Below are 19,008 nucleotides of genomic sequence, written 5' to 3'. Positions count from 1 at the left end.
TCTTGAACACTTAAACAAGAGTGCTCAAGATGAGCAGTTTGTGCGGTACGGTCGGTTCATGGCGACGGCAGACCTGAGCGCCCCCGCGCTGACCGGCATCCGGCGGCTGTCGGCGCTGGACACCGTCCGCGCCCGGATCGCCCTCGCCGTGGAGCTCGGCCTGCTGAAGCCGGGGGAGCGCCTGCCGGCGAACGCCGAGATCGCGCGGGCGCTCGGCGTCGCGGAGATCACCGTCCGGCGCGCGCTGGAGTCCCTGGTCGGCGACGGCCTGATCGAGCGACGTCGTGGTCGGAGCGGCGGCACGCTCGTCGCCGAAAATCCGCCGGCGGAGCGGGTCGGGGAGGTCGGCGCCTACCGCGAGTCGGCTGACGAGGTCCACGAGCTGATCGACCACCGCCTGGTGCTGGAGGCGGGTTTGGTCCAACTGGTGGCGAAGCGGTCGCCGGACCTCGCGCGGCTCCGGACGTTGGTCGCCCGGATGGACACGGCGAAGGGCTGGGCGGAGTTCCACGAGCTGGACGCGGAGTTCCACCGGACCGTCGCGGCCCCGGGCCCGGCGGCGGCGGTCGGGCAGTACGAGGTGGTGCTGGCCGAGCTGTACCGGTTCTACCTGCCGTACCCGCTGGCGAAGCTGCGCGAGTCGAACCGCGACCACGCTCGCTTGGTGAAGGCGCTCTCGGCCGGCGACGCGGACGCGGCGGCGCGGGTGACCAGGAAGCACGTGCGCGGCCTGCACCAGACGATGTTCGTCGGCCTGGGCTGACCTCGCCTGGTCGAAAAAACGACCAAAGCCGGCCGGCGGGCTTGGTCCCGGATCGACCACCGGCCGTTCGGCGGTGAGCATCGGCTCATCGGCCGATCTCCGCCCACTGCCTGCCCGACAGGCTGGGCCCCATGTCGATCACCCGGTTCGCCGTCCCGTTGCTCGCCGCCGTGGCGTTGCTCCCCGTTGTCCCCGCGGTCGCCGCCGCGGGCGGGCTGTCCTGGCAGCTCTGCTCCGCCGTCGCCCGCGGGTGGGATCCCGATGACCAGCGGACCGAATGCGCGCTCGTCCCGGTCCCGGTGGACTACGCCGATCCCGGTGGTCCGAAAATCGACCTCGCCGTCAGCCGGATCCGGGCGACCGGGGAGCGCGCCGGCGCCGTTCTGCTGAATCCCGGTGGGCCCGGCCAGTCCGGTCTGGGCATGCCGGGCAGCATCGCCGACAGTCACGCCGGGGGCATCGGTCTCCACCACGACCTCGTCGGGTTCGATCCGCGTGGGGTCGGCTACAGCGCCGACCTCCCTTGTCAGATGGAGAGCCCTGAACCGGACCCCGGCGTCCCCGACCGGGACAAAGCCCGCGAGGCCGCCGAGCGCATCGCGAAGGCGAACCGCGAGTGCGTCGACGCGCACCCGGCGTTCGTCCGAAATCTGACCACGCCGACCATCGCCCGGGACATGGATCGCATCCGGGAGGCGCTCGGCGAGGACAAGATCGGCTACTACGGCGTCTCCTGGGGCACGGCGCTCGGTGCGCAGTACCGGTCGCTCTTCGACGAGCACGTCGACAAGATGCTGCTCGACTCGGTCATGCCGCCGGACCTCAGCGTCACGACCATGGACGATGACCAGGCGACGGCCGGCGAGAACACCTTCCACGACTTCGCCTCGTGGATCGCCCGCTACGACAGCGTGTACCACTTCGGGACCACTGAGCCCCAGGTCGCGAAAGTCCTGCTGGAGCTGCGGGACAAGTACGGCGCCACCGTCAACGGCATGCTCGCCAACCCACGTCGCGAGTGGCCGGACCTCGCGAAACAGCTCGTCGCGATCCGGGCCGGCGACCAGCCCGTGGTCAAAAAGACGACACCGAGCGGCTTCGGCTGGGACGGTGAGCCGAGTGCGTTCAACCACGCCCAGCAGGCCGCCCTGCTCTGCAACGAGTCCCCGAGCCCGCGTGACTTCGACACGATCTGGCAGCACCGGCTCGACCACATGAAGCGGCTGCCGGTCGCCGGCGGCTACGGCCTCTACGAACAGCTCTGTGTCGGCTGGCCGCTGGCCGCGCGGCCGTGGGTGTTCGAAAAAGGGACGAGCCCGCTGCAGCTGGTCGGCCACCTCTACGAACCGGTCACGCCCATCGGCTGGGCGCTCGCCATGCAACACCGGATCGGCGGCGCGCTGATGACCGTCGAGGACGACGCCCACGGCTCGCTGTCCTCGCTGCCCTGCGCCGACGCCGCGGTCACTTTTTTCGACACGGGCCGGACGACGTCGGCTTCCTGCGCGGGCGCGCCCACGCCCAAGCCGTGACTCAGGCGCGCAGCTGGTCGCGGACCTCCATCAGCGCGAAGCCCAGCAGGTTCAGCCCACGCCAGTAGTCCGGTTTGGTCGCGTTCTTCTCTTCCCGGGCGAGGCCGGTGCCCCACACGAGGTCCTTCTTCGACGCCTCGACGAGCACCGCCTCGCCCGTCCCGAGCAGGAACCGGCGCAGGTCGCGGTGGGCGCGGAACTTGGCGAGGTTCCCGTCGACGACGATGTCGAACCGGTGCCGCTCCCAGGTCGCTGTGTCGAACCCGGCGACCTCGCGGCCGAGCACCTTCGCCGTCTTCGCGTCGGGCGTCGAGCGGATCAGCTCGGCCTTCTCGACGTCACCGAACAACAGCGCCTTGCCGGCCATCATGTAGTGCTCGGCGGTCGGGTACTCGACGCCGTCGGCCTCGAACGGGTCGACCCACCACTGGCTCAGGCAGCTCGCCGTCACCCGGCCGGACTTCGTGGGCGTGTGCCCGTAGAACAGCAGGTACTCGGGCTCCGCACCCTCATGGACCTTTTCGCGCAACGCCTCGACACTGCGGACCCCGTCGACCTTCACCATCCGCCTAGTGGACCACGCGCTCAGAGCAGGAAGTGGAACAGGGGGCTGCCCGGCTCGATCCGCTCCACCTGCAGCGGGCTCGCGTCCATCCGCGCCAGCAGCCCGGGCAGGTCGGACGAGCGGGCGATCTCGATGCCGACCAGCGCCGGGCCCATCTCGCGGTTGGTGCGCTTGACGTACTCGAAGCGGGTGATGTCGTCCTCCGGCCCGAGGACCTGCTCCAGGAACCGCCGCAGCGCGCCCGGCTCCTGCGGGAACCCGACCAGGAAGTAGTGCTTCAGCCCTTCGTGCATCAGCGAGCGTTCGAGGATCTCGCTGTAGCGGCTGACGTCGTTGTTGCCGCCGGAGACCACCACGACGACGGTCTGCCGCGGCTCGACCTCGACCACCGAGCCGAGCGACGCCGCCGCGAGCGCGCCCGCGGGCTCGGCGATGATCCCGTCGGACTGGTACATCGCGAGCATCTCGGTGCAGATCGCGCCCTCGGCGACCGAGGTCAGTTCGGCGCCGCTCTCGCGGACCAGCGGGTAGGTGACCGCGCCGGCCTCCCGGACCGCCGCGCCGTCGACGAACGAGTCGAGCTCGGGCAGCCGCACCGGGTGCCCGGCCGAAAGGGCGGCCGCCATGCACGCCGCGCCCGCGGGCTCGACGCCGACGATCCGCACGTCCGGGTGCCGTTCCCGCAGCCAGCTGCCGACGCCCGCGAGCAGTCCGCCGCCCCCGACCGGGACGACCACGACGTCGGGGACGAAGCCGAGCTGCTCGATCACTTCCACGGCGACCGTGCCCTGGCCGGCGACCGTCCGGACGTCGTCGAACGCGGGGACCAGCGTCGCGCCGGTGCGCTGGGCGTCTTCGTTGGCCGCGGCGAAGGCGTCTTCGTACGTTTCGCCGACGACGATGACCTCGATGTGCGCGCCGCCGAGCGTCGCGATGCGCTCGCGCTTCTGCCGCGGCGTGGTGCCCGGGACGTACACGCGCCCGTTGGCGCCCAGCCGGCGACACGCATAAGCGACGCCTTGGGCGTGGTTCCCCGCGCTCGCGCAGACGACGCCGAGCGCGCGGGTCGGCTCGTCGAGCTGGACGATGAAGTTGAACGCGCCGCGGATCTTGTACGACCGGACGGTCTGCAGGTCCTCGCGCTTCACCCAGACCTGGGCGTCCACCCGGGAGGACAGCCGCGCGCTCGGCTCCAGCGGCGTGCGGGTCACCACCCCGGCCAGCCGCTCGGCGGCCTTTTCGATGGTCGCCGCGGTCACCGTGTCGATGTCGTGCACCCCGCTGAATCTACGACTCGCGCGTCCCGGGCAACCGGCCGGGCCTCCGGGCGCATCAAAGGGGTGACGAACAGGACAGGGGGTGCCGGTGGACGACTTCACCGAGTACGTGACCACACGGACGGGCTGGTTGCGCAAGGTCGCGTACCTGCTCTGCGGCGACTGGCACCGGGCCGACGACCTGGTCCAGACGGCGATCACCCGGCTCTACGCGAACTGGTCGCGGGCCGCGCGGGCGGACAACCTCGACGGCTACGCGCGCCGCACGCTGGTCAACGCCTTCCTCGCCGAGCAGCGGACGTCGTGGTGGCGGCGGGTCGACCTGCGCGGCGCCGACCAGGAACGGCCCACGCCGGGTCCGGACGTCGAAGCGGCGCTCGACCTGCGCGCCGCGCTGGACCGGCTGCCCGCCCGGCAGCGCGCGACCGTCGTCCTCCGCTACTTCGGCGACCTGCCGGTCGCGGAAACCGCCCAGGCGCTGGGCTGCTCCGAGGGCACCGTCAAGAGCCAGACCGCGAAGGCCGTGGAAACGCTACGCGGGCTGCTGGCCGAACCCATCCGGGAGGGACGAGCATGACCGACCACGAGCTGGCCACCCAGCTGAAGGAACTCGCCGACGCGCCCGCGCCGCCGCCCCGGATCGACATCGACCGGGCCCGTCGGCTGGGCGGACGGCGTCGTCGCGCGCGGACCACGGCGCTGGTCGTCGGCTGCGCCGCGGTCGTGACGGCCGCGGGCCTGACGGCCGTGTCGGTGTTCCGGCCGACGCCGCCCGCCGCGCCCGCCGCCGAGCTGCCCAAGCCCGCGCCCGTCGCGCCGGCGCCCACCGACAACCCGCTGGTCGCGAAGGGGACCTTCGGCTGGCTGCCGGAGGAGGTCAAGGGCGTCGAGTACGCGGCCGGCGGACACGGCGACACGGTCTTGGCCATCGGCCGCGGTGACCTGGCCCCGATGATCTGGCTCTCGGTCGACGACCGCGAACCGGCCACGCCACGCGACCTGAGCGGCACGCCGAAGCAGATCCCGCAGAAGGTCGGCGGCCGCGACGGCCACTGGATCACGGCCGACGCGAGCGACCCCCTCAACCACGGCGACAGCTACCTGCGCTGGCCGACCCCGGACGGGCGCTGGGCCCAGCTGCACACGTACTACCTGGCCCGGCCCGATCTCCAGCAGGCGCTGGTCCGGGTGGCGAGCGAGGTGACCTTCGGCCCGCGGGCCGTGCCGCTGCCGCTGCACATCAGCAGCCTCCCGCCGTCGTTCCACCTGTCCGACGCCTACACCTCGCGGCGGCCCGACCAGGACGGCGTCCCGTGGCGGCTGGTGCTGCAGTACTCGGCGAACGGCGCCCTGGTGACGATCAACGTCGCCCCGCCGGGTGCCCGCGTGGACGGGCTCGGCGAGCCGCAGTGCGTGACGAAGAACGGGCTGCGGGCCTGCGTCGGGATCGACCAGCCGCAGGCCGCGGGCGTCACCGCGCAGGACCTGCTGAGCAGGATCACGCTGCTCGGGCCGGACGAGTCGAAGTGGACGACGCACGTGATCGGGTGATCAGCCCTTGGGCACCGCCGGGTAGGGGACGAAGGTGCTGGTGTTCTCGTCGACGGTGAGCTGCTTGCCGATCGTCGGGAACGCGCGCTGGGAGCAAGCCGGCCGTTCGCAGACTTTGCAGCCCATCCCGATGGGCGTCGCGGCGGCCGGCTCGTCCAGGTCGAGGCCGGTCGAGTAGACGAGCCGGCCCGCGTGCCGCAGTTCGCAGCCCAGGCCCACCGTGAACGTCTTGCCCGGGCTGCCGTAGCCGCCGATGTTGCGCGACACCGTGCGCGCGATCCAGAAGTAGCTCTTGCCGTCGGGCAGCGTCGCGATCTGCGTCAGGATCTTCCCCGGCTGGGTGAACGCCTCGTAGATGTTCCACAACGGACACGCGCCGCCCACCCGGGAGAAGTGGAAGCCCGCCGCGGACTGCCGCTTCGACATGTTCCCGGCGCGGTCCACCCGCACGAACGAGAACGGCACCGCGCGCTGCTTCGGCCGTTGCAAAGTGGACAGCCGGTGGCAGACCGTCTCGAAGCCGACGCCGAAGTGGTCGCACAGCCGCTCGATGTCGTAGCGGAAGCGCTCGGCCGCGGTGAGGAACGGTCCATAGGGGAGGATCAGCGCCCCCGCGAAGTAGTTCGCCAGCCCGACGCGGGCGAGCGAGCGCGCCGCCGGCCCGGAGAACGCCCACGAGTCGGCCAGCTCGGTGATCAGGTCGTCGTACTCGATCAACGCGATCTGCGACGCCATCCGGAACGCCTGCTGCCCGACCCGCAGGCTCGGCGCCAGCCGCAGCACGCGGGTCGCCGGTTCGTAGCGGTGCTGCTGACCAGCGGATTCGTCGATCCCGGCGCTCGTGACCTCGACGCCGTAGCGCTGCGAAAGACGTTCCTTCAGCTCGCCGAGCACCTGACCGCGCCGCAGCGGGATGTCGGCGGCCATCTTCTCGGCGCGTTCGTCCAGCTCGGCGACGTAGTTCTCACGCTCGTAGAAGAAGTCGCGGACCTCCTCGTGCGGCAGCGGCGCCGCCGCGCTCCCGTGCAGGCCCAGGCCGTTTTCCGTGGTCAGCGCCGCGGTGTTCTCGACGGCGTTGCGGTAGCTGCGGTGCAGCTTGACCAGCGCCTGCGCGATCGCCGGCAGGTTCGTGGCCAGCTCGTTGAGCTCGCCGGTGGTGACGTCGACGCCGAGGACCTCGTCGAGCAGGGCTTCCTTGACGTCGGCGACCAGCCGGGACGTGTCGTTGTTGGCGAAGAACTCCGTGTCGACGCCGAACGCCTGCGTGATCCGCAGCAGCACCGGGACGGTCAGCGGGCGCGAGTTGTGCTCGATCTGGTTGAGGTAGCTGGGTGAGATCTCCAGCACACGAGCGAGGTCGGCCTGGCTCATCGCCCGGCTTTCGCGCAAATGGCGCAACCGCGCTCCGGCGAAAGTCTTCTCCATTCGTGGCCACCTCTCCGGAAGGTTTCCGGTCCTGAACGGTTACGTGAACGGTCAAGAACGCGAATTTTCGTCCCGTTGCGAACCAGCTGATTCGCAACCTTTGCAAGAAGCCTACGGTCCCTTCGCACAAATTGGCAAATTGGACAGCTGGACCGGATTTTCGCTGCCGTGCAAGGGTCGGATCAGGCAAGGCGAGCAATCGCAAACTTCGCAACACCGGGAGAACCGATGACGGAACAGGCCAAGCAGGCGGCCGCGGAGCTGGCGGCACAGTGGGCGAGCGACCCCCGCTGGGCGGGCGTGCAGCGCTCCTACTCGGCTGAGGACGTCGTCAAGCTGCGCGGCAGCGTGGTCGAGGAGCACACGCTGGCCCGCCGCGGCGCCGAGAAGCTGTGGAAGCTCCTGCAGACCGAGGACTACATCCACGCGCTGGGCGCCCTGACCGGCAACCAGGCCGTCCAGCAGGTCCGCGCCGGCCTGCAGGCGATCTACCTGTCCGGCTGGCAGGTCGCGGCCGACGCCAACCTCTCCGGCCAGACCTACCCGGACCAGAGCCTCTACCCGGCCAACTCGGTGCCGGCCGTGGTCCGCCGCATCAACAACGCGCTGGGCCGCGCCGACCAGATCAACTGGGCGGAATCTTTCAACCAGGGCAACACCGGTGGGGACATCGACTGGTACGCCCCGATCGTCGCCGACGCCGAGGCCGGCTTCGGCGGCCCGCTCAACGCGTACGAGCTGATGAAGGGCATGATCGCGGCCGGCGCCGCGGGCGTGCACTGGGAAGACCAGCTCGCGTCCGAGAAGAAGTGCGGCCACCTCGGCGGCAAGGTCCTCATCCCGACCAAGCAGCACGAGCGCACGCTGAACGCCGCCCGCCTCGCCGCGGACGTCGCCGGTGTGCCGTCGCTGATCGTCGCCCGCACCGACGCGCAGGCCGCGACGCTGCTGACCAGCGACGTCGACGAGCGTGACCAGCAGTTCCTGACCGGCGGCCGCACCGCCGAGGGCTTCTACGAGGTCACCAACGGCATCGACCCCTGCATCGAGCGCGGCCTGGCCTACGCCCAGTACGCCGACCTGCTCTGGATGGAGACCTCGGAGCCCGACCTCGAGGTGGCGCGCAAGTACGCCGAGGCGATCAAGGCGAAGTTCCCGGACCAGATGCTGGCCTACAACTGCTCGCCGTCGTTCAACTGGAAGAAGCACCTGGACGACGCGACGATCGCGAAGTTCCAGCGCGAGCTCGGCCACATGGGCTACAAGTTCCAGTTCATCACCCTGGCCGGCTTCCACGCGCTGAACTACTCGATGTTCGACCTGGCGCACGGCTACGCCCGCGAGGGCATGACCGCCTACGTCGACCTGCAGGAGCGCGAGTTCGCTTCGGAGAGCCGCGGCTACACCGCGACCAAGCACCAGCGCGAGGTCGGCACCGGCTACTTCGACCAGGTCGCGACGGCGCTGAACCCGGAGAGCTCGACCACCGCGCTCAAGGGCTCCACCGAAGAAGCCCAGTTCCACTGATCCCGGTCGCGACCTGACGGCGGCCACCCCCCTCCGCCGTCAGGTCGCGTCCCTCCCTTCTTTCCTTCCCTGCACAGCTCGCGGAGGCACCCCATGGTTGATCGGCTGAACTACCGCATCGAGGTCACCGGCGAGGTCGACGGCCGGTTCGCGGAGATCCTGACCCCGGCGGCACTCGACTTCCTGGCCAAGCTCGACAACACGTTCGCCGGCCGCCGGCGCGAGCTGCTCGACGCCCGCCGCGTGCGCCGCGAGGAGCTGCAGTCGGGGGAGAAGCCGCTCGGCTTCCTGCCGGAGACGCGCCAGGTGCGTGACGACGAGTCTTGGCACGTCGCCCCGACCGCGCCGGGCCTGGAAGACCGCCGCGTCGAGATCACCGGCCCGACCGACCGCAAGATGACGGTCAACGCGCTGAACTCCGGCGCGAAGGTGTGGCTGGCGGACTTCGAGGACGCGACGTCGCCGACGTGGCACAACGTCATCGACGGCCAGCTCAACCTCCACGACGCGATCCGCCGCAACATCGACTTCACCACGGAGGCAGGCAAGCACTACACGATCGGCGACGACCCCGCGACGATCGTGGCGCGCCCCCGCGGCTGGCACCTGGTCGAGAAGCACATCCGCATCGACGGCCGCCCGGTCTCGGCGAGCCTGGTCGACTTCGGCCTGTACTTCTTCCACAACGCGCGCCAGCTGCTCGCCCGCGGCGCCGGCCCGTACTTCTACCTGCCGAAGCTCGAGAACCACCTCGAAGCGCGGCTGTGGAACGACGTCTTCCTGATGGCGCAGCGCGAGCTGGGCATCCCGCGTGGCTCGATCCGCGCGACGGTGCTGATCGAGACGATCACCGCCGCGTTCGAGATGGACGAGATCCTCTACGAGCTGCGTGAGCACGCGGCGGGCCTGAACGCCGGGCGCTGGGACTACATCTTCAGCCTGATCAAGAACTTCGCCGCGCACGGCGCCGACTTCGTGCTGCCGGACCGCGCGCAGGTCACGATGACCGTGCCGTTCATGCGGGCCTACACCGAGCTGCTGGTGCGGACCTGCCACAAGCGTGGCGCGCACGCCATCGGCGGCATGGCCGCGTTCATCCCGAGCAAGGACCCTTCGGTCAACGAGATCGCCGCCGAGAAGGTCCGCGCCGACAAGGAACGCGAGGCCGGCGACGGTTTCGACGGCTCCTGGGTCGCGCACCCCGGCCTGGTCCCGATCTGCCGCGAGGTGTTCGACGGCGTGCTCGGCGGCTGGCCCAACCAGCTCGGCAAGCTCCGCGAGGACGTCGACGTCACCGCCGAGGACCTGCTCGACGTCGCCAGCGCCGGCGGCGAGGTCACCGAAGCGGGCGTGCGCGCGAACATCAACGTCGCGCTGCGCTACGTCGACGCGTGGCTGCGCGGCACCGGTGCGGCCGCGATCCACAACCTGATGGAGGACGCGGCGACCGCGGAGATCGCGCGTTGCCAGGTCTGGCAGTGGATCCGCAACGGCACGAAGCTCGAAGACGGCACGGCGCTGACACTCGAGCTGGCGACGCAGTACCTGGACGAGGAGCTGGCGACGGTCCGCACGGACCTCGGCGAGGGCAACCGCCTCGACGACGCTCGCGAGATCTTCACCGAAACCGCGCTGGGCGAGAAGCTGCCGAGCTTCCTGACCACGGGTGCGTACGCGCGGTACCTCACAGACGCCCGGTAGCAGGGGCCCCAACCGCCCCTACCTGACGAGGGGCGGCGGGAACCCACACTGTTTGGGATGGTGTGGGTCCGGACTGACCCGGCGACGGTGGCTCCCCGTCGCCGGGTCAGTCCGATTTTCAGCTCACCGCATACGCCCGGATCACCGTCTGGCGCACGGTGTTCCCGTCGGCGTCCGCCGCGCTCGCCCGCAGCGAGACGTACCCGGACGCCGGGTTCCGGACCGCGACCGTCCAGTGGTCACCGGTCCGCAGGGTCACTGCCGGTTGCCAGGTGCGTCCGTCGTCGGTGGACGTTTCGACGGCCAGCTTGGTCCCGCCCGGCTCCACATAAGCCGGGAACGTGAAGATCCGGTTGCCCGGCGCCCGGTTCCGCAGATCGACCGCGGGCGTGAACCGCGTCGTCAGCAGCGGCAGCGCTTTCCCGTCCGCGGCCGCCGACGAGCGGAAGCCCCACTCGGCCGAGACGTCCGTCCACAGTGGCCACCAGTCGGCGTGCCGGTGGGCCTCGGCGGTGAGCCGGTACGCGCCGTCGGCGGCCGGCACCGGGATCGACGCCAGCGTCGGCTGTCCTGAAGGTTCGACGGGAATCGCGACGCCGTCCCTGGTCAGGGTCACCGAGCCGGTGTCCCCGGCGAGGGAGTCGGGCGTGCGCGTCCGCCCATCGGCGTCACCGAAGAGCGGCAACCACAGGTCGAAGACGTCGTCCTTGCGCCACGCCCACGGCCTCGGGGCCTCGCCGGAGTGCGTGACCGTCAGCCCGCGCAACGACGGCCCGGCGACGGCCTTGTTCCAGCTCAGCCGGTACTTCCGGCCCGCGGCGACGTCGAGGGTGTCGGTCAGCTCGCCGCGCCACCCGCTCGTCCAGACCGTGTCCCACTTGCCGGGGGAGTAGTACTCCGAGCGTTCCTGTTGTGCGGCAACGGGTTCGGTGTAGCCGTACCCGATCGTCCGGCCGAAGAACCCGTACCCGGCGACGTACCGGACCTCACCGGGAGCGTTGTCGTGGTACGCCGTGCGCACCTCGGCGAGGTCGCGGGTCTTCGGCCGCTGCACCCGGGGCGCCGACAGCTGACCCTGGACGCCGTCGGCGAGCTCGTAGCGGAAGTTCGGCGACGGGCGGCTGACGACCGTCGCCGACGCGCCGCCCTTCTTCGCCAGCTCAGTGAACCGTCGCGCGGTCACGCTCCGGCCGCTCCAGATCGTCGGCAGGGTCAGGACCGGCAGGCCACCGCCGAGGACCGTCGTCGCGGCCACGTCGCCGGACAGCTCGACCATGCCGAGTTTCGCCCCGGCCCGCTCGACGTTCGCGAGCCGCCGGTAGGCCTCGTCGACCGCGATGCCCAAGGGCAGGTGGACGACCACGAGCTTGCCGCGGGCGTCGATCTTCGCCAGGTCCTCGGGGGTGCCCTCGCCGCCGAACACCACCGGGAGCGTGCTGCGCCCGGCCGGCGCGGCCGACTCCAGCCAGACACCCTTGACGGCGAAGGGCTGCCCGTCGTCCGCGGTCAGCTCGAGGTCCGGTTCGGTCGCCCGCCGCGTCTGGGCGAAGGCGAAGGCCGGCGACGACGTCGCCGGGACGGTCGCGGCGAACGCCTCCTGGAACCGGGGATCGAGGTCGACCCCGGAGTCGAAGACACACGCGCACGCCGTGACCCGGCTCAGCCGTTCGACGCTGTACGTGCCGCCGCGCGCGGCCGGGTTGTCCGGCTCGAGCGACACCGGCTTGCCGTCGCGTGCGTCCAGCGTCTGCGTGACGGCGTGGTCGAGGACCAGTTCGGGATGGGTGACGAAGCTGTACGACGGCTCCTGGCCCGGCCGCGGCGTCTCGATCATGCTGTTCACGACGTAACGACCGCGCGGCAGCCGGAAGGTGCCCGGCTCGCCCTGGGTGAGCGAGCCGCTGTCGAGGTCGACGATCGAGACCGGCGGGTACCCGGTCGGCGTCCACGGGTTGCCGTCGCGGTTCACGAGGCCGACGGTGAGGTCGTACATCTCGTCTTCCTGCCGCAGCGACAACGCCGTGCGGGTGCTGACGCCGTCGCCGCTCGCGGTGAGGACGCCCGAGAAAGTCCCGGCGTGGCCGTCCCGCGAGGTGAAGGCCAGCTCGACGGGGGTGCTGCCGCCCGCGGGAACGGTCACGGTCGCCGGGAAGGTGAGGCCTTCGACGGACGACCCGAGCGTCAGCGTCACCGGTGTGGCGCCCGAGTTGTACCAGGTCACCGTGGCCTTCCCGGTCGTCCCGTGGTTGGGCCACGGCAGGAACACCGACGCGCTGCCGGTCGCGGTGACCGGCGTGGTCGTCGCGCGGGCGACGTCGACGCGGCCGGTGCCGACGGCGGCCGGTCCGGCGTCGACCGGGGTGGCCGTGCTGGTCAAGGCGGCCTTGAGGCGGTCCGCGGTCCAGTCCGGGTGCTGCTGGGCGAGAATCGCCGCCGAACCCGCCACGTGCGGCGACGCCATCGACGTGCCGCTCAGCGTCTGGTAGCCGCCGCCCGGCATCGCCGCGGTGATCGACTCGCCGGGCGCCGCGACGTCCGGCTTGGCCGCGCCGTCGCCGACCCGGGGCCCGCGGCTCGAGAACGGGCTCAGGACGTCCTGTTTGGACACACTGGCCACGGCGAGGGCGGCGTCGGCCGCGGCCGGGCTCGACACGGACTCGTCCTGGCCGAAGTTCCCCGCGGCCACGACGAAGAGCGTGCCGTACTGGCGGGACAGGGTGTTCACGGCTTCGGACACCGGATCGGTCCCGTCGGACGGGCCGCCGCCGAGGCTCATGTTCACGACCCGGGCGTGCGCTTCGGCCGCCGCCCACTGCATGCCGGCCAGGACCATGTCGAGCGTCCCCTGACCGGAGTCGTCGAGGACCTTGCCGACGGCCAGCGTCGCGTCCGGCGCCACCCCCTTGTACCGGCCGCCGGAGGCCGCGCCGCTCCCGGCGATCGTCGACGCGACGTGCGTGCCGTGGCCCGCGCCGTCCTCCACGCTGCCCTTGCCGGTGAAGTCCTTGCTCAGCGCGACGTGACCGGCCAGGTCCGGGTGCCCGGTGGCGATCCCGCTGTCGAGCACCGCGACCTCGACGCCGCGGCCGGTCAGGCCCGCCTGCCACGCCGTGGGCGCGCCGATCTGCGGCACGCTTTGGTCAAGGCTCGCGCGCATCTTCGCGTTGAGCCACACCTTCGCACCGCTCGCGGCGAGCGTGGTCGGTTGCGTGACGAGCCGGTTCCAGAACGACGCGGCGCCGTCCTTCGGCTCGTCGAGCGTCGCGAAGCCGAGGCCGGTCGGCCGGGCCGCGACGCCGGTCCGGGCGGCGACGGCCGGGCCCGCCTGGCGGACCAGCAGCGGCACGCGTGGCGTGCGGGCGTCGTCGTAGCCCTGGCGCAGCAGGCCGGTGACGTTGAACAGCTGCTCGTCGAGCCGACCGGCCCGGACCAGCGTGGCCGCGTCACCCGGCAGGACGTACTGGTCGCCGCGGCGCGCGTACTGCTGGATCGGCACCGGACGGTCCCGGCGCGCGGGCAGCACCCGCACGGTGGTGCCGCTGACCAGCACCTGGTCGCCGGTGATCAGCGTGATCCGGGTCGGCGCGAGCGCCGGCGGGTCCGCCGGTGCGGCCGCGGCGGCGGGTGCGGTGAGCACGGCCGCGGCCAGGGTCACCGCGAGCACCGCGGTGATCGGTTTCTTCATGGGATGGTTCCTCGCTGTCGGGGACTCTCGGCTTGTGGAACGGCCCCGGCGAGCCGGCGGGTTGCCCGGATTTCGACCTCGGAGCAACCCCGGTGGCCACCTGCCCCGTTGGACACGGTGTGGGGGCGACGAGGAGGAACAGGTGAAACGGGCGGAAGAGGCGGGGTACCGCGACTACGTCACGGCCAGGATGGAAGTCATGCGCCGCACGGCCTTCCTGCTGTGCCGCGACTGGCACCTCGCCGACGACCTGGTGTCGATCACGATCGGCAAGCTCTACCGGCACTGGCCGCGAGCCCGGCGCATGGCGCATCTCGACGCCTACGTGCGCCGGATCCTGGTGCGGACGTGGCTGGACGAGAAGGCCCGGGGGTGGCGGCGCGAGGAGCCGGCCGAGACCCTGCCGGAGCCGGCGGTGCTGCCCGGCGACGACGTCGTCGAGCGTCTCGGCCTGCTCGAGCTGCTCGACGCGCTGCCGCCGCGGCGCCGGGCGGCGGTGGTGCTGCGCTACTACTGCGATCTCTCGGTCGAGGAGACCGCGGAGATCCTCGAATGTTCGACCGGAACCGTGAAGAGCCAGACCGCGCGCGGGCTCGACTCGCTGCGCGCGCTCGTCGCCGCGAGCCAGAGCTGATGGAGGGAAAATGAGCAGGGAACAGTTCGACGCGGCGATCGGCACCGCGCCGGCGTCCACTGTGGACGTCGAGGCGGTCCTGGACCGGGAACGCCGTCGCGCGCGGGTGCGCCGGGTGGCGAACCCGTGGACCGCCGTGGGCGCGGGCGTGGCGGCGGTGGCCGCCGGCGCGGCGTTCGTGTTCGCGCCCGGTGAGCCGGCCGCGACCTTGGTGCCGGGCAACCCGCCGTCGGCTCCGCCGTCGCCGGATCCGTGTGGCCTCGTCATGCCGCAGACCGGTGCGCCCATCCCGGAAAAGGCGGACACCGCGGCGAACCGGCTCAGCGGTGTGCTCACCGCCGCCGTCCAGCAGCGGGTCGCGGCCGGGACGACGCTCCAGCCGCACGCCCAGGGCGAGTACCCGAAAGGCACGCCGCACGGGCCGCTGGCCTTCTTCCACGTGTTCTCGGCCCAGGTGCGGAACGGGAGCACCTGCAGCGGCGGCGAGGACTACTTCATGGCCGCGGCGACGACGGCCGGCCCGGCGGGCAAGGGCAACGTTTGGGCGATCGCCACCCGGCTGGGGGGCAACGCCACGCCGGCCACCGAATGCACCGATCCGCCCGAGGGGACGCAGGGTTCGTGCGACCGGACGACCGGCCCGCACGGCGAGACCGTCGTCGCGCTGACGTTCTCTTCGCCGGGACAGGCGACGGTCAACCAGGTGAACGTCGTCAAGCCCGACGGGACGGGCGTCATCGTCGAGGCGGAGAACATCGCCAGCAGCGCGAAGCAGCCGCTGCCGCCGGACATGCCGTCGCCGCCGCTCAGCCTCGCCCAGCTGACCGAGGTCGCCCTCGATCCGGGCCTGACGCTCTACCCCTGAGCGGCCAGCACGGCCTTCGCGGCCTCGCGGGCGGTGTCGGCTTCGCCGGGGTTGCCGGTGATCGCGGCGAGCACGGTCGCGCCTTCGACCAGCGAGAACAGCTGGTCGGCGGCGCGGCCGGGAACGAGACCACCCAGGTAGGCCCGGACTTCCTCCTTGTGCTCGCGGATCGCGGCGGCGATCCCCGGCGTGGGTTCGCCGAACTCGCCGAAGGAGTTGATGAACGCGCAGCCGCGGAAGCCGGGCTCGGCGAACCAGTCCTTCAGCCAGGCGAACACGGCCAGCGGGTCGTCGCCGCGGGCGTGGACGAATTCGCGCAACGACCGCCGCCACCGCTCGTCGCGGCGCCGAAGGTAGGCCTCGACCAGGTCGGTCTTCGCCGGGAAGCACTGGTAGAGCCGCTTGAGCGAGACGCCCGAGCGCGCGCGGACGGCGTCCATCCCGACGGCCTGCACGCCGTGGGCGTAGAAGAGCTCCTCGGCGGCCTCCAGCAGCCGGTCGGTCGCCTCCGTGGGATGCATGTCACCTGCCTCTGGTGCGGAGAATGTGCGTTCTCTACGCTACCGGAGAACGCACGTTCTCCACTTCCTCGAAGGAGCCGTCATGCCCCCGCGTCCGCCGTTCCCGCCGTTCGACGAAGACACCGCCCGCCAGAAGGTCCAGGCCGCCGAGGACGCGTGGAACACCCGCGACCCGGAGAAGGTCTCGCTGGCCTACACGGAGGACTCGGTGTGGCGCAACCGCGACCAGCACGTCGTCGGGCGCGCGGAGATCGTCCGGTTCCTGACGGCGAAGTGGGAGCGCGAACTGGACTACGCGCTGCGCAAGGAGCTCTGGGGCTTCCGCGGCAACCGCATCGGCGTCCGGTTCCAGTACGAGTCCCGCACCGCCGAGGGCCAGTGGTTCCGCAGCTACGGCAACGAGCTGTGGGAGTTCAGCGACGAAGGCCTGATGCGAAGGCGCGAAGCGAGCATCAACGACCGCGCGATCACCGAGGACGAGCGTCGCATCTTCGGCCCGCGCCCGGAGTCCGAACACGGCGTCCTGCTGCCGGTCTTCTGAGTCCGCTGCGCGCGTAACCACCCCCGGCCGGGTTCCGTCGTGGGCATGCTCGTGACCATGACGGCACCGGCGTTCGGCGGCGAAGTGAGCGAGTTCTACCAGCGGTTCCGCCGCGGCTACCCGCCCTCGGTGGCCGAGGCGCTGGCGACGGCGTTCGCGCTGACGCCCGGCGACGTCGTGCTCGACCTCGGCTGCGGCACCGGCCAGCTCACCCGGGTCCTGGCGCCCCGGGTGGGCGCGGTGCTCGGCATGGACCCGGAGCCGGCGATGCTCGCCCAGGCCCGCCGGGCGACGTCGGCCCCGAACGTCGGCTGGCTGCTCGGCGCCGACTCCGACATCGGCGCGCTGACGCCGGCGCTGGGCCCGGGCCGGCTGGCCGCCGTGACGGTCGCGCAGGCACTGCACTGGATGGACCACGAGCGGCTGTTCGCCGACGTGCGCCCGTTGCTGCGCCCAGGCGGCGGGGTCGCGGTGGTGACCAACGGCGAACCGCTCTGGCTCCAGGACACCGCGTGGTCGGCGGCGCTGCGTGAGGTCGTCTCGTCGTTCTTGGGGACACCGGTGCACCGCACGTGCGGCACGGACGACGCCAGCCAGGCCCGCTACCGCACCGCGCTCGAGGCGGCGGGATACGCCGTCGACCAGCGGGTGGTCGAATATGTGACCACGCTGACCGTCGAAGAAATCGTCGGTGGCGTGTACTCGGCGATGAGCCCGGAGCAGCTGCCCGCCCCGGACGCGCGGGAGGCGTTCACCAAGCGCGTCCGGGCGGCGGTGGTCCCGCACGGACCGCTGCGGGAGCAGGTTCGCGTCCGGCTCCTGATCGGCGTCCGGTGATCGGGACGAACCGGTCACGGAAGGCGAATACGTAGCGGCCCGTACTGTTCCGCTTATTGTTTCGCCGGGAGGCGGCGCGGATGCTCACAGCGAAGCGTCCCCTCCCCAGGAGCACCCCATGACCAGCAGGTTGAGAGCGGTCGTCGCCGCCGCCTTCGTCGTTCTGTCGTTCTCGTTCGGCGCCGTCGTGACCACGGCCGCGCCCAGCGCGGCCCAGCCGGACTGCGTCCGGCCCTGCCACTTCTGAGCCGTCCGCTACCTACAGTTCGCCGACGCCCGAGGCGACCGGCTCGAACGCGTTCCCGGTGGCGATCTTCGGCCGCGGCAGCTCGACCGGCTCACCCGCCTTGGCCCGCTTGTAGACCGCGGCGGTCGCCTCGGCGATCCGGCCCCAGTCGAAGTCCGCGGCGAGCCGGGACTGCGCGGCCTTCGCCCGCTTCGCCGCGGCCGGCGCGTCACTGAGCACCTTCGTCACCGAATCGGCCAACGCCGCGACGTCGCCGGGGCTGAAGGCGAGTCCGGTCTCGCCGTGCACGACGACCTCGCCGAGCCCGCCGGCGGTCGAGGCCACCAGCGGCGCCTTCGCGGCCGCGGCCTCCAGCGCGACGATCCCGAACGGCTCGTACCGGCTCGGCAGCACGACGGCGTCGGCCGCGGCCAGCGCCGCACGCAGGTCGCGGTCCGACAGGTGCCCGACGAAGTCGACCGCGCGCCGCACCCGCAGCTTCCGCGACTGCTCGACGAGCTCGTCGAAGTGTCGTCCTTTCCCGGCGACGACCACGCGCGTGCCGGGGTGGCGGCGCCGGATGCGGGGGAGCGCGGCCAGCAGGTCCTGGATCCCCTTCTCCCATTCGAGCCGTCCGAAATAGAGCAACAGGGGAGCGCCGGCCGGGCTGTAGACCTCGCGGGCGTGCGCGATCTCCTTCGCCGGCACCTGCCAGCCGCGCTCCTCGATGCCGTTGTGGATCACCGTGACGTCGCCGGCCTCGACCTCGAAGAGGTGCGCGACCTCGCGGCGCATGGCCTGCGAGCAGGTGATCAGCGCGTCGGCGCGGTTCGCCAGCCACCACTCGACCGAGTGAACCTGCTGGTTGAGCGGGTGCGACAGCCACCCGGAGTGCCGCCCGGCCTCGGTCGCGTGGATCGTGCCGACCAGCGGTACCCGCGCGGCCTCGGCGATCGCGATGGCCGGGTGCGCGACCAGCCAGTCGTGCGCGTGGACGACCTCGGGCTGCCAGCCGCGCAGCAGGTCCTGCGCGGCGCGGATCATGGCGTGCCCCATGGCCAGCGTCCAGGCGACGAGGTCGCGTTCGAACGTGACGTGCATCGGGTCCTCGGCGACCCGGATGACCCGCACACCCTCGACGACGCGGTCGGTGCGCGGGTGCGTCCCGGCGTCGGTGCCCGCGGCGTGCCGGCAGAGCACGACGACCTCGTGCCCCTGGCGGGCCAGGTGGGTGGCCAGCGCGTGTACGTGCCGAGCCAGGCCACCGATGGCCACTGGCGGGTACTCCCAGGACAGCATCAGCACACGCATGGGCAGAGGTTACTCGCGAGTCGCAAGTGGGTGACGGGCCCGTGCTC

17 protein-coding genes are annotated in these 19,008 nt (G+C 71.7%); 11 read left to right on the top strand and 6 right to left on the bottom strand.

The window, feature by feature from the left end; genetic code table 11:
- Positions 1-58 precede the first annotated feature (58 nt).
- Positions 59-763: a FadR/GntR family transcriptional regulator gene (locus tag M8542_RS41880; protein WP_257925946.1), complete on the top strand. Its 705-nt coding sequence runs from the start codon at positions 59-61 to the stop codon at positions 761-763.
- Between the two features lie 131 nt (positions 764-894).
- Positions 895-2,295, top strand: coding sequence for an alpha/beta fold hydrolase (locus M8542_RS41875; RefSeq protein WP_257925945.1), 1,401 nt, complete (start codon positions 895-897; stop codon positions 2,293-2,295).
- Between the two features lies 1 nt (position 2,296).
- On the opposite strand, the gene ybiA is transcribed toward M8542_RS41875, so the two are convergent.
- Together ybiA and ilvA are read right to left on the bottom strand one after the other, a co-directional pair.
- Positions 2,297-2,860 carry a riboflavin biosynthesis intermediates N-glycosidase gene (gene ybiA / locus M8542_RS41870; RefSeq protein ID WP_257925944.1) on the bottom strand — a complete coding sequence of 188 codons (564 nt, stop codon included), beginning with the start codon at positions 2,858-2,860 and terminating at the stop codon, positions 2,297-2,299.
- A gap of 20 nt (positions 2,861-2,880) precedes the next feature.
- Positions 2,881-4,137: a threonine ammonia-lyase IlvA gene (ilvA, locus tag M8542_RS41865; RefSeq protein WP_257925943.1), complete on the bottom strand. Its 1,257-nt coding sequence runs from the start codon at positions 4,135-4,137 to the stop codon at positions 2,881-2,883.
- Between the two features lie 88 nt (positions 4,138-4,225).
- Here ilvA and M8542_RS41860 point away from each other — a divergent pair, with 88 nt between their 5' ends.
- Both M8542_RS41860 and M8542_RS41855 read left to right on the top strand, forming a co-directional pair.
- Entirely contained in the window at positions 4,226-4,714 is a 489-nt protein-coding gene (locus M8542_RS41860; protein ID WP_257925942.1) for a SigE family RNA polymerase sigma factor, read from the top strand.
- Positions 4,711-5,688: a hypothetical protein gene (locus M8542_RS41855; protein WP_257925941.1), complete on the top strand. Its 978-nt coding sequence runs from the start codon at positions 4,711-4,713 to the stop codon at positions 5,686-5,688. Before M8542_RS41860 ends, M8542_RS41855 begins: the two co-directional genes overlap by 4 nt.
- Here M8542_RS41855 and M8542_RS41850 read toward each other — a convergent pair whose 3' ends face one another.
- Positions 5,689-7,113, bottom strand: coding sequence for a short-chain fatty acyl-CoA regulator family protein (locus M8542_RS41850; protein WP_257925940.1), 1,425 nt, complete (start codon positions 7,111-7,113; stop codon positions 5,689-5,691).
- A 228-nt stretch (positions 7,114-7,341) separates the two neighbouring features.
- Here M8542_RS41850 and aceA point away from each other — a divergent pair, with 228 nt between their 5' ends.
- Complete coding sequence (gene aceA / locus M8542_RS41845; RefSeq protein WP_257925939.1) at positions 7,342-8,640, top strand: isocitrate lyase; 1,299 nt, start codon at positions 7,342-7,344, stop codon at positions 8,638-8,640.
- Between the two features lie 93 nt (positions 8,641-8,733).
- A complete protein-coding gene (gene aceB / locus M8542_RS41840) occupies positions 8,734-10,341 on the top strand; it encodes a malate synthase A (protein ID WP_257925938.1) in 1,608 nt (535 codons plus the stop codon).
- A gap of 118 nt (positions 10,342-10,459) precedes the next feature.
- Here aceB and M8542_RS41835 read toward each other — a convergent pair whose 3' ends face one another.
- Positions 10,460-14,026 (bottom strand): S8 family serine peptidase, encoded by a 3,567-nt coding sequence (locus M8542_RS41835; RefSeq protein ID WP_257925937.1) that lies wholly within the window; start codon positions 14,024-14,026, stop codon positions 10,460-10,462.
- 142 nt (positions 14,027-14,168) lie between these two features.
- On the opposite strand from M8542_RS41835, the gene M8542_RS41830 reads away from it, so the two are divergent.
- Entirely contained in the window at positions 14,169-14,660 is a 492-nt protein-coding gene (locus tag M8542_RS41830; protein ID WP_257925936.1) for a SigE family RNA polymerase sigma factor, read from the top strand.
- Between the two features lie 10 nt (positions 14,661-14,670).
- The gene (locus M8542_RS41825; protein WP_257925935.1) at positions 14,671-15,525 is read left to right on the top strand and encodes a hypothetical protein; all 855 of its coding nucleotides are present in this window, start codon (positions 14,671-14,673) and stop codon (positions 15,523-15,525) included.
- On the opposite strand, the gene M8542_RS41820 is transcribed toward M8542_RS41825, so the two are convergent.
- Positions 15,516-16,046: a TetR/AcrR family transcriptional regulator gene (locus M8542_RS41820; RefSeq protein ID WP_257925934.1), complete on the bottom strand. Its 531-nt coding sequence runs from the start codon at positions 16,044-16,046 to the stop codon at positions 15,516-15,518. The genes M8542_RS41825 and M8542_RS41820 overlap by 10 nt on opposite strands.
- Positions 16,047-16,128: 82 nt before the next feature.
- On the opposite strand from M8542_RS41820, the gene M8542_RS41815 reads away from it, so the two are divergent.
- From M8542_RS41815 to M8542_RS41805, 3 genes are all read left to right on the top strand, one after another.
- Positions 16,129-16,587 carry a nuclear transport factor 2 family protein gene (locus M8542_RS41815; RefSeq protein WP_257925933.1) on the top strand — a complete coding sequence of 153 codons (459 nt, stop codon included), beginning with the start codon at positions 16,129-16,131 and terminating at the stop codon, positions 16,585-16,587.
- 57 nt (positions 16,588-16,644) lie between these two features.
- On the top strand, positions 16,645-17,424 hold the full coding sequence (locus tag M8542_RS41810; protein WP_257925932.1) for a class I SAM-dependent methyltransferase: 780 nt from the start codon (positions 16,645-16,647) through the stop codon (positions 17,422-17,424).
- Between the two features lie 118 nt (positions 17,425-17,542).
- The gene (locus M8542_RS41805) at positions 17,543-17,671 is read left to right on the top strand and encodes a hypothetical protein (RefSeq protein ID WP_257925931.1); all 129 of its coding nucleotides are present in this window, start codon (positions 17,543-17,545) and stop codon (positions 17,669-17,671) included.
- A gap of 12 nt (positions 17,672-17,683) precedes the next feature.
- Here M8542_RS41805 and M8542_RS41800 read toward each other — a convergent pair whose 3' ends face one another.
- Positions 17,684-18,961: a glycosyltransferase family 4 protein gene (locus M8542_RS41800; protein WP_257925930.1), complete on the bottom strand. Its 1,278-nt coding sequence runs from the start codon at positions 18,959-18,961 to the stop codon at positions 17,684-17,686.
- Between the last annotated feature and the right edge of the window lie 47 nt (positions 18,962-19,008).

The sequence above is a fragment of the Amycolatopsis iheyensis genome (assembly GCF_024703995.1).
Taxonomy (GTDB): domain Bacteria; phylum Actinomycetota; class Actinomycetes; order Mycobacteriales; family Pseudonocardiaceae; genus Amycolatopsis; species Amycolatopsis iheyensis.
Note: the sequence above shows the minus strand (reverse complement) of the source record. Positions and strands in the feature narration are given on the sequence as shown.